The sequence below is a fragment of the Acinetobacter sp. TAC-1 genome (genome assembly GCF_029025845.1).
Classification (GTDB): Bacteria; Pseudomonadota; Gammaproteobacteria; order Pseudomonadales; family Moraxellaceae; genus Acinetobacter; species Acinetobacter guillouiae.
This window is the reverse complement of record NZ_CP118892.1, coordinates 1731249-1746463: the sequence shown is the minus strand read 5'-3', so window position 1 is coordinate 1746463 and position 15215 is coordinate 1731249. Positions and strand designations below refer to the sequence as shown.

Annotated in this window: 12 protein-coding genes; 3 read left to right on the top strand and 9 right to left on the bottom strand. The window is 37.0% G+C overall.

The window, feature by feature from the left end; all coding sequences use genetic code 11:
• Window positions 1–268: 268 nt before the first annotated feature.
• Entirely contained in the window at window positions 269–1411 is a 1143-nt protein-coding gene (locus tag PYV58_RS08060) for an acyl-CoA dehydrogenase family protein (RefSeq protein ID WP_034615871.1), read from the bottom strand.
• 194 nt (window positions 1412–1605) lie between these two features.
• Window positions 1606–2568, bottom strand: coding sequence for a protease SohB (sohB, locus tag PYV58_RS08055; protein WP_004822565.1), 963 nt, complete (start codon window positions 2566–2568; stop codon window positions 1606–1608).
• A 626-nt stretch (window positions 2569–3194) separates the two neighbouring features.
• Between sohB and PYV58_RS08050 the strand changes: the two genes are divergently transcribed.
• A complete protein-coding gene (locus PYV58_RS08050; protein ID WP_275059795.1) occupies window positions 3195–4541 on the top strand; it encodes a dicarboxylate/amino acid:cation symporter in 1347 nt (448 codons plus the stop codon).
• Window positions 4542–5028: 487 nt separating this feature from the next.
• On the opposite strand, the gene pstB is transcribed toward PYV58_RS08050, so the two are convergent.
• The 4 genes from pstB to PYV58_RS08030 form a co-directional block, all read right to left on the bottom strand.
• Window positions 5029–5940 carry a phosphate ABC transporter ATP-binding protein PstB gene (gene pstB, locus PYV58_RS08045; protein WP_004719228.1) on the bottom strand — a complete coding sequence of 304 codons (912 nt, stop codon included), beginning with the start codon at window positions 5938–5940 and terminating at the stop codon, window positions 5029–5031.
• Window positions 5941–5957: 17 nt separating this feature from the next.
• The gene (gene pstA, locus PYV58_RS08040; protein WP_004822568.1) at window positions 5958–7352 is read right to left on the bottom strand and encodes a phosphate ABC transporter permease PstA; all 1395 of its coding nucleotides are present in this window, start codon (window positions 7350–7352) and stop codon (window positions 5958–5960) included.
• Window positions 7349–8728, bottom strand: a complete 1380-nt coding sequence (gene pstC, locus PYV58_RS08035) for a phosphate ABC transporter permease subunit PstC (RefSeq protein ID WP_004822570.1) — start codon at window positions 8726–8728, stop codon at window positions 7349–7351. Before pstC ends, pstA begins: the two co-directional genes overlap by 4 nt.
• 103 nt (window positions 8729–8831) lie before the next feature.
• Entirely contained in the window at window positions 8832–9839 is a 1008-nt protein-coding gene (locus PYV58_RS08030; RefSeq protein ID WP_004822573.1) for a substrate-binding domain-containing protein, read from the bottom strand.
• Between the two features lie 858 nt (window positions 9840–10697).
• Between PYV58_RS08030 and PYV58_RS08025 the strand changes: the two genes are divergently transcribed.
• The gene (locus tag PYV58_RS08025; RefSeq protein ID WP_034615874.1) at window positions 10698–11750 is read left to right on the top strand and encodes a Rieske 2Fe-2S domain-containing protein; all 1053 of its coding nucleotides are present in this window, start codon (window positions 10698–10700) and stop codon (window positions 11748–11750) included.
• A 199-nt stretch (window positions 11751–11949) separates the two neighbouring features.
• The gene (locus PYV58_RS08020) at window positions 11950–12615 is read left to right on the top strand and encodes an O-methyltransferase (RefSeq protein ID WP_004822576.1); all 666 of its coding nucleotides are present in this window, start codon (window positions 11950–11952) and stop codon (window positions 12613–12615) included.
• Between the two features lie 382 nt (window positions 12616–12997).
• On the opposite strand, the gene PYV58_RS08015 is transcribed toward PYV58_RS08020, so the two are convergent.
• The 3 genes from PYV58_RS08015 to PYV58_RS08005 all read right to left on the bottom strand — a co-directional run bounded on the left by PYV58_RS08015 (window position 12998) and on the right by PYV58_RS08005 (window position 15175).
• A complete protein-coding gene (locus tag PYV58_RS08015) occupies window positions 12998–13840 on the bottom strand; it encodes a universal stress protein (protein WP_004719212.1) in 843 nt (280 codons plus the stop codon).
• A gap of 128 nt (window positions 13841–13968) precedes the next feature.
• Window positions 13969–14586 carry an acyltransferase gene (locus tag PYV58_RS08010; RefSeq protein WP_034615877.1) on the bottom strand — a complete coding sequence of 206 codons (618 nt, stop codon included), beginning with the start codon at window positions 14584–14586 and terminating at the stop codon, window positions 13969–13971.
• Window positions 14579–15175: a YigZ family protein gene (locus tag PYV58_RS08005; RefSeq protein WP_034615880.1), complete on the bottom strand. Its 597-nt coding sequence runs from the start codon at window positions 15173–15175 to the stop codon at window positions 14579–14581. Before PYV58_RS08005 ends, PYV58_RS08010 begins: the two co-directional genes overlap by 8 nt.
• Window positions 15176–15215: the final 40 nt, after the last annotated feature.

Here is a 15215-nt window from a genome sequence, read left to right as displayed (position 1 = left end):
ATATCTATTTCATTCGCCAATTCTATTTTTTAGATAAGGCATGAGCACATTACCACTGACTTATTATTGTACAAATCCAATCCAGCAAACAAGACCTACACCTACGTATTTGATCAATTGTTGTTTGCTCTATCTTTACTTTTTAATGTTTGTTTTTTCAATATATTTATTTGATTTTTCTCAACATATTCCCATCAAAATAAAAAAAGCTGTTCATGCTTCATAAAAAACATGAACAGCTTATATTTATATTATTGTTACATATACACTATCGACCAATGATGCCACGTGCCACGATTTCTTTCATGATTTCATTTGTTCCACCATAAATACGCTGAATACGTGCATCTACAAAGAAACGAGAAATTGGATATTCCGTCATATAGCCATAACCACCAAACAGTTGTAGCAAGCTGTCGATGATTTTCATCTGCATATCCGTACTAAAACTTTTTAAAGCCGCTGCTGTTTCAACATCCAATTTACTTTGTTTATATAAAGCTAAATTTTGGTTATAGAATGCTGCTGTTGCCAACTCATCAATTTTTGCTTGAGCCAAAACAAAACGAGTATTTTGGAAGCTGCCAATTTTCTGACCAAACGCTTGACGTTCCTGTACATACTGAGTAGTGATATCGATTGCACCACGAATTGCACCAAGTGCCGTTGCTGCAATTGCAGTACGTTCACGAGGTAACTCTTGCATCAAATAGGCAAAACCTTGACCTGCACTACCTAACAATTGATTTGCTGGAACTTTAACATTATCAAAGAACAGTTCTGAGGTATCTTGAGAATGCAAACCAATTTTATCGAGGTTGGTGCCCTTTTTAAATCCCTCTAGATGTGTATCAACCAATAAAAGTGACACACCTTTTGCACGCGCTTGAGGATCAGTTTTTGCTGCCAATACTACTAAATCCGCATGCTGACCATTTGAAATAAACGTTTTAGAACCATTCAAAATATAATGGTCACCATTTAAAATCGCACTACTACGCATCCCTTGTAGGTCTGAACCCGCCCCCGGTTCCGTCATCCCAATTGCGCCCACCACTTCACCTGACACCATTTTAGGTAACCAGTATTGCTTTTGTTCTTCGTCGGCAATATGCAAAATATAAGGAGCTGCAATTTCTGAATGGCATGAAATCGCGGTAGACAATGCACCATAGCCTGCACGTGCAGACTCTTCAACCAACATCAATGAATATTCAGTTGGAACGCCATAACCACCATACGCTTCAGGTACATCTACACAAAGATAGCCATTTTCACCCAATAATGACCATACTGAACGTGGCATTAAACCTTCTTTTTCCCATTGCTCATAAAATGGAGCAACGTGTTCATTCATAAAACGTTTAAAGTTGTCACGAAAAAGTTCTAAATCTGCATCATATGCCAACATGTCTTGTATTCCTTTCAATCTGAGTTTTTGATTTTATGATCCCTAGCATGCTAATCATTTTTTACGGACTTGTCATGACCACATGAGGTCATTTTTTCTGAGCATTTTTGCGAATAAAGAAAAGACTTTTCCATAAAAAAAGAGTAATCAGCTTTCGCCAATTACTCCTTAGGTTGTCAATGAATAATCAAAACTTAGAATTTATCGTCTTTAAACATCGGTAAAGAAGAATTTAGCTTGGTGATCTCACTCATCAATTTATTCACAACGGATGGAATTAAGGCATCTGCCATTTGTGCAGCTTGTAAACCTAACTTTTCGCCAAGTGTTGGCTTACGACGTGTTTGAATCACATATACGTCATGTTGTGGCAATAAGCTCAGCAAATATTCATCTGAAGTTTGCAATTTATCCACTAAATTTAAATTGCGCGCATCTTCACCATACCAGTGTTCACCTGTTGCAACTTTTTCGACATTGAGTTGCGGGCGATATTTTTCAACAAAATGCTTAAATAATTGATGCGTTTGTTGTAACTCTTCTTCAAATTTTGCTTTACCTTCTGGGGTGTTTTCACCAAACATCGTCACAGTACGTTTAAACTGACCTGCAGTATATAGCTCAAAATCAACATGATGTTCTTTTAACAGTCGATTAAAATTAGGGACTTGCGCAACAACACCAATCGAACCAACCACAGCAAATGGTGCAGAGACGATTTCACTTGCGATACACGCCATCATATAACCGCCACTCGCAGCCACTTTATCCACGCAAATCGTCAGATTAAAGCCTGCATCACGTAAACGAACCAATTGTGCAGCTGCAAGACCATAACCATGCACCATACCACCCGGGCTTTCTAAACGAACAATGACACGATCACGCCCTGCTTTTGCTGTCGCAAGAATTAATGTAATTTCTTCTCTTAAGTTTTCTACAGCTGAAGCCTGTACATCTCCTTTAAAATCTAAGACATAGATTTTTTGATTATTTTTTTTACGTACACGTGCTTCTTTTACAAACTGTTGAGTCAGTTGAAACAATTCCAATTTCGATGCAGTTGACTGAGCAATTCTTTTTCTTTGCTCATTAATTCGAGCATTTAAATGACTGATGCGAATTTCTGCGGGTACTTTGGGTAAATGAAATAACATAGAATTTATAATCTCGAATATCTAAGGAAATGCTTTTCTAATAAGATGCGGACGGATCAGTTAAATTTCAATACACTTTTTGAAAAATTCGACAAAACTCAATTCACTTCGACTTGATGCATGATCAAAAGATTTAGCTATACTTTTAAAAACAACAATAACTAAATTTTAGTTATAGAATATATAGCTTTTTTTTATACTTAAAAACGCATGAAAATTCGAGCAAAGATAAGCGTTTTGAATAAATTAAGATTTTATTAATAGTTTTTACATCTAAGTTAAGCTTTGCAGATTTCAGCATATTCAGCGACTTTATCTTGAAAATAACGCAAATGCCACTTGGTAGAACTTTTGCTGGCTTTTCTTATGACAAATTCACATAAAAAAACATAGACATGTTTATATCAAACAGAAAATACAAATAATCATATATCACACATTTTAAAAATTTATATTGGGTTATTTACCAGCTCTTTTTATCTAAATAACATATTTGTTATTTTGATTAAACTATTTAAAATCAACACGTTAAAAAGAATAATTACATTTTTCAAATTTATGAACATTTACGTGTCATTTCTTTAAAAAATGTTTAATTTTATCAACATCAAGGATAAGGATTGAGTATGGATATCTCCTCACACGATGAACACCTACCCCCTAAAAAACAAAAGTTTTATCAAATCCTCTATGTTCAGGTTATTTTTGCCATTGTACTTGGTATCCTTCTTGGACACTTTTGGCCAGATATTGGTGCAAGTTTAAAACCATTAGGTGATGCATTTATTAAACTGGTCAAAATGATTATTGCGCCTGTTATTTTCTTGACGGTTGTCACTGGAATATCAGGCATGAAACATATGGGAACTGTAGGACGAGTAACGGGTAAAGCAATGCTTTATTTCCTGACATTCTCTACACTCGCATTAATCGTCGGGATGATTGTTGCCAATATTATTAAACCAGGACAAGGTTTAAATATTGACCCTACATCATTAAAATCAGAGAAAGTTGTAGAGTACGCTGAAAAAGCACATGAAGCTTCGATTGTCGATTTCTTACTGAATATTCTTCCAACAACCATCGTTAGCCCATTAACAAGTGGTGACATTCTACAAGTTCTATTTGTTGCCGTATTATTTGGTTTATCCTTGGCTGCGGTAGGCGAAAAAGGTCAACCGATTGTAGACTTCTTAAATAACCTTACAGCACCCGTATTCCATTTAGTTGGCATGCTGATGAAATTTGCTCCGATTGGTGCTTTTGGTGCAATGGCATTTACAATTGGTAAGTATGGCATTGAAAGTATTGGAAATCTTTTACTTTTAATTATGACATTCTATATCACGGCCTTACTCTTTATTCTGGTTATTTTGGGTGCTGTAGCTCGTTATAATGGATTTAGAATTACAGATCTGATTCGCTATATCAAAGATGAATTATGGTTAGTTTTAGGGACCAGTTCATCTGAAGCTGCACTTCCATCATTGATGCGTAAAATGGAAAAAGCAGGCTGCGAAAAATCTGTGGTTGGCTTGGTTATTCCTACCGGTTATTCATTTAACCTCGATGGTACCAACATCTATATGACGATGGCAGCGCTCTTTATTGCACAAGCATGTAATATCGATTTGAGTATTCAAGACCAAATCTTATTATTGCTCGTTGCAATGCTGAGTTCTAAAGGCGCTGCTGGTGTTACAGGTGCTGGATTTATTACCTTAGCTGCAACATTGTCTGTTGTTCCAGCAGTTCCTGTTGCAGGTATGGCTTTAATTCTAGGTATTGACCGCTTTATGTCTGAATGCCGTGCACTGACCAATTTAGTCGGTAATGCGTGTGCAACGATTGTTGTGGCACGTTGGGACAATGCTTTAGACAAAGACAAACTGGCTGCTGCATTCGCTCATCCAAGTAAAGCACACTATGATGCTAAAGCAGTTGAACAACATCGTGAAGATCCAATCGATTAAAAACATCCGATAAGCAATATTTGTAATAAGAAGGAGCTTTTGAGCTCCTTTTTTATATAAAGCAACTATGAGTAGATCAGAAAATTACAACTAACAATCAACTGCTATTCGCATATAAAATGAGGCACTAACTGAAAAATAGGTTTAATACATAAAGCTTAAAATGATGTATTTCTTAGAAAAGCATTTGTCTAATTTACCCATTCTCAATAGATTGGTTTTATTCAGATAATACCAGGCTTAAACAAAAATACTTCATTCAAAAGACTTAACGAAAACCGTATTACCCCCTATTTCAGTACTCATCAATGAATAGGTTTAGACGATCCATTCATTATTTTAAAGCTTAAATTTTTAATTGTTTTTGATCTACCATTCTCATCAATTTGATTCATTGCTTCAGATGCTTATATACTTAATCTATAAAAAAAAAGAGCCTTTCGGCCCTTTAATTTCACATCTAAACTTATCTTGACTAATATTCTACTTAACCGAAACGGCCGGTAATATAAGCTTCAGTCAATTGGTGATCTGGTTGAGTAAAGACTTTCTCTGTAGAGTTCACTTCGATTAAGTCACCTAAATGGAAGTATGCTGTACGATCAGAAACACGCGCTGCTTGTTGCATGGAGTGGGTTACAATTGCGATTGTATATTGCGTAGAAAGCTCAGAGATTAACTCCTCAACTTTTGCTGTTGCAATTGGATCAAGTGCAGAACATGGTTCATCCATTAAAATCACTTCAGGGCTTACCGCAATCGTACGTGCAATACACAAACGTTGTTGCTGACCACCTGAAAGACCTGTACCTGGCTGACTTAAACGATCTTTAACTTCATCCCACAAACCTGCTTTACGCAAGCTATTTTCAACAATCTCTTCTAAATCATACTTATCTTTGGCCAAACCATGCAGTTTAGGCCCATAAGCAACATTATCAAAAATTGATTTAGGGAACGGGTTTGGTTTTTGAAATACCATTCCAACTTGAGCACGGAGCAACACAACATCTAGATTTGGATCATAAATGTCTTGGTTGTCTAAGCGCACTTTACCTGTTACACGGCAAGTATCAATCGTATCATTCATACGGTTCAAGGTACGTAGAAATGTTGATTTACCACAACCTGATGGTCCAATAAATGCAATCACTTCATTTTCATAAACTTGAAGATCAATACCCTTAATCGCTTCTGCGTCACCATAGTAAACATGCACATCTTCAGCACTAAGTTTCACAGTTGTATTTTTTTCTTTCTTCGGTGTCGAAGACTCAAACTGGGAGACAAAAGAAGTGCTTGCTTGCTTTTGCTTACTATCAGTCGATGTAAATTGAGATTGTTCAGAATTCACGGTTGTATCCTGTCTTAAGGAATTTTTAGTTTCTACAGTATTCATCTCTATTCTGCCCTCTTTTACCAGCGAACTTCAAATTTCTTACGTAACCAAATTGCAAAGCTGTTTAGACCGACCATAAGTGCCAATAACACAATGATGGCTGCAGCCGTACGCCCTTCGAAGAAGTTACGTAATTCATTACCTTGCCATAAGTAAACTTGAACAGGTAAAGCCGTAGATTGATCTAATGGAGATACTGGAATATTTGCAACGAAAGCGCTCATACCAATTAATAGTAATGGTGCGGTTTCACCCAATGCATGAGCAATACCAATAATCGCACCTGTCATAATCCCTGGTAGAGCCAAAGGCAATACATGGTGGAATACTGTTTGTAAACGAGAAGCACCAATACCTAACGCCGCTTGGCGAATTGATGGTGGTACTGCCTTCAATGAAGCACGTGTGGTAATAATTACTGTAGGCAAAGTCATTAAACTTAAGACCAAACCACCAACCAAAGGTGCGGATATAGGTAAATGCATCCAACCAATAAAGATAGCAGCACCCAATAAACCAAATACAATCGATGGAACTGCTGCAAGGTTATTGATATTGACTTCAATAATGTCAGTAATAAAGTTTTTCGGTGCAAACTCTTCTAGATAAATCGCACTTGCTACACCCAATGGAATAGAAATCGCGATCACAATTAACATCATGAACAATGAACCCATAAATGCACCAGCCAAACCTGCTGTTGCTGGTGAGCTGCGTGAATCTGGGTTGGTGAACATTTGCGTGTTAAAAGTACGGTTAATAATCCCTTTCGCAGCCAAGTCATCAGAAAGTTTACGTACTTCTGGACTAAGTTGTTGCTGCTCATCAGGCAATGAACGATCGATATGACCAGCCAACCACACATCAATATTGGCATCAGCAAGGAAATTAAGTTCTACCGTTTTACCAATCAATGCTGGGTCTTTAAAGACCATATCACGGATACGATATGCTTCTGAACTGGTGTAAATACTTGAAAGATCATCACGACGACTTTCGAGTGCAGGGTCTTTTGCAATGATTGCATTTACAATCAATGCATCCCAATCGACCATACCCATTTTAGTTTGCCAGTCGACATAACGCTCTTGAAATACAGCAGGAGATTCGCCCACTTTTTGTGTTGGTTTTGGTCCAGCATCAATCATACTTGGATCAAAATACACAGGTACAGTCATACTTGCTTGCCAAAATGCTGGCAACCCTTTGTATAAGATACTTCCAAATAAAATTGCAACAAATGCCAAACCAATAATCACTGCTGAAAAACCAGCAAAACGGAAGGTCTTTTCTTTACGATGGCGTTTTGACAATGAGCTGGCGATTTTAGCTTTACGTTTTTCTCGCAACTCAGCGGCAGCTTGAGGATCAAATACATTTTGATCCACAGGAGATGTATTTGATGTACTCATTCGTATTGCTCACGATATTTACGCACAATATAAAGTGCGACAATGTTTAAACACAATGTAATGGTAAATAAAGTTAAACCCAGTGCAAACGCAACCAATGCCTGCGGACTTGCAAAGTCTGTGTCGCCTGTTAATTGTTTTACAATCGTTACAGTAACTGTTGAAACAGCTTCAAGTGGATTGATATGTAACAATGGACTATTACCAGCAGCAAGTACCACAATCATGGTTTCACCGACTGCACGAGATACTGCAAGTAAGAATGCACCCGTAATACCTGGTAAGGCAGCTGGAAGAACCACTTGACGAATGGTTTCAGATTTGGTCGCACCTAAACCTAAAGAACCATCACGTAAGGCACGTGGCACTTGAGTGATAATGTCATCTGACAAAGAAGATACGAATGGGATAATCATAATACCCATTGCAAAACCTGCTGTTAATGCACTGGTCGCATTGACTTCAACACCAATAGAATCACCAATTGATTTGAAGATTGGGCCAATCACCATCATGGCAAAAACACCATAAACAATGGTTGGAATACCCGCTAAAACTTCAATTGTCGGCTTTGCCCATGAACGGAATCGAGGAGAAGCATATTCAGCAAGATAAATTGCAATCATTAAACCCAGTGGAACAGCAACCAGTAGCGCAATGCCACTGACCATGAGTGTTCCCCACAGTAATGGTAATAAACCATAACTTCCTTCAGCATTACCTGAAGTACTAAAGCCAGGATTCCACTCTGTACCAAAGAAGAAGTCGATTGGACTCACAAACTGGAAAAAGTGCATCGCCTCACTGAACATCGACATCACAATACCCACAGTCGTGAGAATCGCAACACCTGAACACAGGATCAAAACAACGTTAATGGTTTTTTCAACTTCGTTACGTGCACGAAATTGTTGACTAATTCTTTTTCTTGCCCAAATCAATCCAAGGATCGCAGCACACGTTACCACAGCAAACTTTGCAAACGAGCCAATTCTTTCAAATTTTGAGAGTTGTTCTGCAGCTGCAACCTCATAAGCTGCTGGCGTATCTGTCACACCAAAGCCAGAGGCAATTGCTTTAATACGATCTACCAGTACATCTACCCCAGCTGTATCTAGCGATGAAGCAATATTTGCTGGAACATTTTTTAAAATTAGATGTTGCAAAACACTTGGTTCTACCAAGTTCCAAACAATCAAAATTAAAAAAGCTGGGATTCCACACCACAACGCCACCAAAGAGCCATAATAGCCAGGACGTGAATGTAAAATTGCAGTGTTATTTCCCTTACCTGCTAGGCTTCGGCTTTTTCGTAGCCCGATTTGATATGCGATAGCGATTAAAGCCAATAACACGCCAATGAGTAGCAGATTCATGTATTCTCCACCGTTTTTTCAATTTTAATGATTTGAAAAAACTCTACTTAGCAAGGAAAGCCGATGGTAGTCACCCACCATCAGCTCCATTATTGCGGTTTTATTATTTACCAGCTTTAAAACCAGCCAATACTTTTGCACGTTCAGCGTCAGACAATGAAATCAAACCAGCTTTGTCTAGCTTAGAACCTTTACCAGATACTTTCTTGTTAAGGAAGTATTCAGTATATTCTTTTAAGCCTTTGATTGACTGTAAATGCTCACCTTTCACATAGAAGTATAAAGGACGAGATACAGGGTAAGTACCATTTAGTACAGTTTGCTCAGAAGGAACAACGTTGTTCACTGTCGCAACACGTAATTTATCTTTGTTTTGGTCATAGAAACCTAAGCCAAATACACCTACCGCACTTGGAGATGTTTTTAAACGTGCTAGAGTTTCAGTATAATCACCAGCAATTTCAATTACTTTACCGTCTTTACGGAAGTTAGAACATGCTTTTTTCTGTGCATCTTTGTCTAACTTTTTGAAGTAATCGTAAGTTTCGCAACCCGCTTCAACCATTTTCTCTTGGAACACTTCACGTGTACCGTGGTTAGAAGCTGGAACAACTAAAGTAATTGGCTCATTTGGAAGCGATTTATCAATTTGGTTCCAACGTGTATATGGGTTTGGTACCAATTTACCATTTGATGGTAATTCAGCTGCTAGGGCTGCAAATACATGTTGTGGACGTAATTTATAAGCTGCTTTGCTTGCATTTGAAGCAAAAACGATACCGTCATAACCGATTTTTATTTCTTGGATTTTATTTACGCCAGCTTTTTTACATGCTGCAATTTCAGTATCTTTAATTTTACGTGAAGCATTTGCGATATCAATTGTGTTATCGCCTACACCTGAACAGAACTGTTTAAGACCAGCAGAACTACCGCCTGAGCCAACTACAGGTGCTTTAAATTGAGGGAAAGTATTACCAAATTCTTCAGCAACAATACTCGCATAAGGAAGTACAGTAGAAGAACCAGCGATTTGGATGGTATCACGAGCGTTTGCTGCTACTGCTGCCCCTGAAACTGCTAATGCAAGTGCGATGTGATTAATGCGCATTCTTTTCTCTCTTAAATAAACTGCTATTTTGAAGTACACCACTTCTTGTTGTGTCGTACTTTTCGGATAACTGCATTTTGATTTTAAAATATGACAAATAAGTTACAGCTTTATGACGCTTTTATGATATTTGATAATTCACATTTGATTTTATTAAAAATCTTTTAAATTCAATATGTAATCAACTGTGTTCTATTTTTTAAATTTGAGGATATTACAATTCAAATTGTAATATTTCATGTGTATGTCACAAAAGATGTATTAAGGATTACCCATTTCAAGTGACACTATATGTCGTGATAGCCTTATTTTCTCATCTAAAAACCCTTAAAATAAATAAAAAAGAGTAATTTAAATGATCAGATTAAATCGTAAAGAATGGCATGAAACTTTTCTAAAAATGGTAGCCTCAGCCAGCATGATCACGTTTATTATCTATATGAGTTGTTGGATTATTTACTTTTTATTGGCACAAATTAGCCAATACAATCTGATCCAAAATATTGTCATTAGTTTTAGCTTCATCAGTTTATTTATATTAACCATGCAAACCTTACGTTCAATGTATCAGGTCTACTATTTGCCTTTAATGGATAGTTGCAGGTTAAATTATCAAAAAATTATTTTCTTTTGCAGCAGTTTCTCCATCGCACTTATTGTAGTCAGCTCATTTTTATTAAATTTTGGAAAAATGTTAAAAGATTATTACAGCTAAGCAGATCTAAAAGACCACCACTGTACATGCCTACTATGCAATCAAGTGTTCTATTTTTCTTAATCATTCCGCACAATAATTGAAATTTCAAAGAACACGGCATTGTTTTATATTCAAATGAGCACTCCCTAAAAGATTTGAATATGAATAGCAAAACGCTGAACACCTTTAATCCAGACCGTCCCGTTCATATGAGCTTCTCCGAACATGATTGGCAGCTTTTAGCCCAATATTGGTATCCAATTGCATTAGCAAGAGATATTACTGAGCAGCCACTCGGAACCATGTTGCTGGATATGCCATTGGTCATTTATAAAATAGATACTGAAATTATTGTTGCCAAAGATGCCTGCCCACATCGCGGTGTTCCTTTAAGCATCGGAACAAATGATGGTCAAGGTATTGTTTGTCGTTATCATGGTTTACGCTTTGGAGAAAACGGAAAATGTAATCGTATCCCTGCGCACCCAAATCATAAAATTTCGGACCGTTTCCACCTAAAAACCTATGCTGCTGTTGAACGTTATGGATTAATCTGGTGTTCACTTTTAGCAAAAAAACAGGATATAGCCAATATTCCAAACATGCCGCATTGGGATGAGACCACGTACCAACAACTGGTTTGTCCTCAAGTCGATTTAAAATGCTTTGCTGGTCGACAATTGGAAGGTTTTATCGATGTTGCCCATTTTGCATGGGTACATCCAGAAACTTTTGGTGACCCAGAAAATACTGAAGTGCCTGATTACACCACGCAAGAAACAGACTATGGTTTTAGTGCTGATTATATCAGTAGTGTAGGTCGTTACCCGATTGGTCTAGATCAATTAGGACAAGCGGATTTTCAATGGTTACGCCATTTTGAAATTCATTTACCTTTTACCGCAACATTAACCATTCATTTCCCCAATCAAGCGAAACAGGTCATTATGAATGCTGCCTCGCCCATGACTGCACGTAGTACTCGATTATTTGCCCCCATTTGTCGTAACTATGATCAAGATTTACCAATAGAAGATGCTTACGAATACAACCTTAAAATCTTTGAAGAAGACCGTTTGATCGTTGAGACACAAAAACCAGAATATCTACCTTTAGATTTATCCATTGAGGCGCACTTCCCTGCTGATCGCAGTTCAAGTATGTATCGCCGTTTATTAAGGAAAATTGGATTTAGCCCATTATTCGCCGCATAAATCAGTTTCATCACCATGTTTTATAGAACTTGATCAGGCTTCTTTAAAACAAAAAACCTGAATGTATCGCTCTATATATTTATAATTTTTTTCAGTTGATTAAATTTAACTCAAAAGTTTCTATTAAAATTGCACTCTTCGATTAAAAGATTAAAATGCACATTACATAAATGAAGTGACTCCAATTAGGTGGTATAACATGCAACAAATGTGGTCAGACATCGATGCCTATATCGAATCACATTTAATTCCTGAAGATCCAATCCTCATACAAACATTAAAAAACACTGAGGATAAAGGATTTCCAGACCACCTTGCTGTTGCCGCAAATCAAGGCATGTTATTGCAAATGTTGATTCAAATGAACAAATGCAAACGTGTTTTAGAATTAGGTACTTTTGCAGCTTATAGCACCATGTGGTTAGCCCGTGCGCTACCTGAAGATGGCTATATTTTAACAATTGAAGGTCGTGATACGCATGCTGCTTTAGGTCAAGAAAATATAGATCAGGCCAAGCTCAAACAAACTGTTGAATTAAAATGTGGTCGTGCAGCTGATATTTTAAAAGCGTTACCTGAAGCTACAGAACCTTTTGACTTTATTTTTGTCGATGCTGATAAACAAAGCTATCCTGAATATTTAGAATTAAGCTTAAACCTGTCGCATTCAGGTACAGTGATTGTTTTGGACAACGTGATTCGTGCTGGTGACATTCTTGACCCAGACAATGTCAAACCAAGTATTGAAGGGATCCGTGACATGTATAAAGCCATGCAAAACCATCCTAAAATTCTGTCATGTACAGCTTTGCAAACTGTAGGTAGCAAAGGACATGATGGTTTTGCCATTGCGATAGTAAAATAAAGCATGCTGATTTAATTTTTAAAGCTGCTATTTAGATAGCAGTTTTTTTATAGCTAAAATTTTAACAAGTCCAGCTTAGCTTCAATCATTCTCCTGAGAGTTATCCCCTGAACTTGTTTGTAGAATTGTGGATAACTCAATAATGCTTTAATAAACCCATGAAAATAAAATACTTTTAATCGTCGATTAATTTTCAACCAGTTAAATTCATGGTTCATGAAAAAGTGCTTGCATTTCAAAATGCAATATTTTTATCAAATTTTTTAATCAAAAAAAATGCCACAAATCATATTATTTGTGGCATTTCATCTCTTCTGTTTGATCGGTCATTTGACTGAATCTCGATTGCTCAATCGCGTTGTCTTTTATCTTCAAATCAAACTTATTTTGCAACCAACAATGGAACTGCAGCGTTTCTAAAAATAGTGGTCGTTACACTACCCAAAAAGAATTGATGAATTTTACTATGACTAAATGCACCTAGAACAATCAATTGAATTTGATGCTGATCTTGATAATCCAAAATATTTTCAGCAACATCACCATAACGGTACTCTACCACCACATCTAAACCTGCATCTTTTAAACGTTGCGCAGGCTCATTGAGAATTTCAGGATGATCACCAACATAGAGTAAATGGCATTGCAAAAGTTTAAGCAAATCACTTTTTTCAACGCGTTTTAGCATTTTTTGACATGTTTCTGAAAGCTCATAAGCAAAAATAAACCGTGTAGGTGGTTTAAATGTTTGCCCAACAGTTAATACGGTACTTTTGGTTCCACGAATAAAGTTTTCAACATTACTGCCCAATATTTTATTCTTCTCAGCTGAACGCTCACCCACTCGACCGATGACAGCGATATCATCTTCAGTCAATTCATTGAAGCTTTGTTCGAGAAAATCACCTTTGGCTTGAATTTGAATTGGTGTGATATTGTATTTTTCTTGAATCATTTCAGAAATATGCTTGAGTAAATTGTTACTGTAATCCAGTGCTAACTCACTTTGCTTTTGTTCAAGTTCAGCCAGCTCTTTAAGTAACATCGCATTACTTTCAAAGCCAATTACCCCACTAATTTCCCCTAAATGATAACTTGCAGGGTAATAATCCAATACTTGCAATAAAACCAGTTCACGACCAGTTTTTTGAGCAATCCATGCGGCTGCTTCTGCCAATGCATTGATGCACGGAGAAGAGTCAATACAAGCCACTACTCTGTTCATTTTAACCTCGCTTTAGCTTTACAGCTTTGGGTCTATATTATTTTAAATTAGCATAAGTTTTTATAAGTTTGGACAACTTTATGTAATTAATTCCATAATTTAATTATGTATTTGTACAAACTGTGCGTTCATTCACGATAACGAATAAAACGCGCTGGGTTCCCTGCCACAATTTCTCGTTCAGCTACATTTTTAGTGACCATACTATTCATTCCAATCACCGCATGTGAAGCAATTTTTACACCATCTTTCACACCAACGTGCGCGCCCAGCCAAACATCCTGACCAATTTCAATGCCTTTGGAAGTCACAGCTTGTTGATAAACAGGAATACTCAAATCCATCCCGTGATCAAAAGCATAAAGATGACAATAGGCGGCTATACGAACTTGATCATGCAATTTAATACCGACTTTACCCCCATCCAAAATACAATGATGGTTGATCGCGACTTCATTACCAATCTCTAACGGTCCATGCAAGGTACAATCCGCTGCAATAAAAGTATTATCCCCAATGACAATTTTCCGACCAGGCTCAGCAAAAATATGCGCCAATGGTGAAATAAAACAATTTTGACCTATTTCAACAGTTTCCATTGCCATCAAATACGCTTGATAATGCTGCTGCCACTGCTCCGCCCAAACTCGATTTTTCGGTTTAAGTGAATAATACAGCCACGGCATATAATTTAAGCGATGCTTATGTTGTTCACGATATTTCAATAATGGGTCTTGTTCAATCATCAACGTCTTCCAACAATTTAAGTTGCTCACGCCCACGCGTTACATCTTGAATTTTTAACTTAAGTGGATCAATTTGATGTATTTGTAATAATGCCTCAACTTCAACCCCATTAGCAGTATATTGTTCTGTATATTCAATACCTTGGGTATTTAATTCATACTGAAAAATTGACCATTCGCTGAATTGGCATTGAAAATAAATTTTCTTCTTTTCAATCAGTTCTATTTTTTCAGCCAAAAGCAGACATTGCCCTGCACAACCACCATAGGCACGAACTAAACCACCTGTGCCCAACTTGATGCCACCATACCAACGATTGACCAATACAATTGCATTGGTTAAATCATTGCCCTCAATGGTCGCAAGGATCGGGCGACCTGCTGTACCTGAAGGTTCACCATCGTCATTAAAACGAACATTATGACCTATTTTCCATGCCCAGCATTGATGTGTTGTTGTTAGATCTAAATGTTTTTCCAGAAACATTTTAACTTGCTGTTCATTTTCAACAGGCGCTGCAATGGCTTGAAATCGACTCTTTTTAATATCTTCCTCAAAAATCGTTTCGGATACAAGTGTATAAACCATAATGAAAATAAAACATTCAAACTCAATATATTGCCATTAT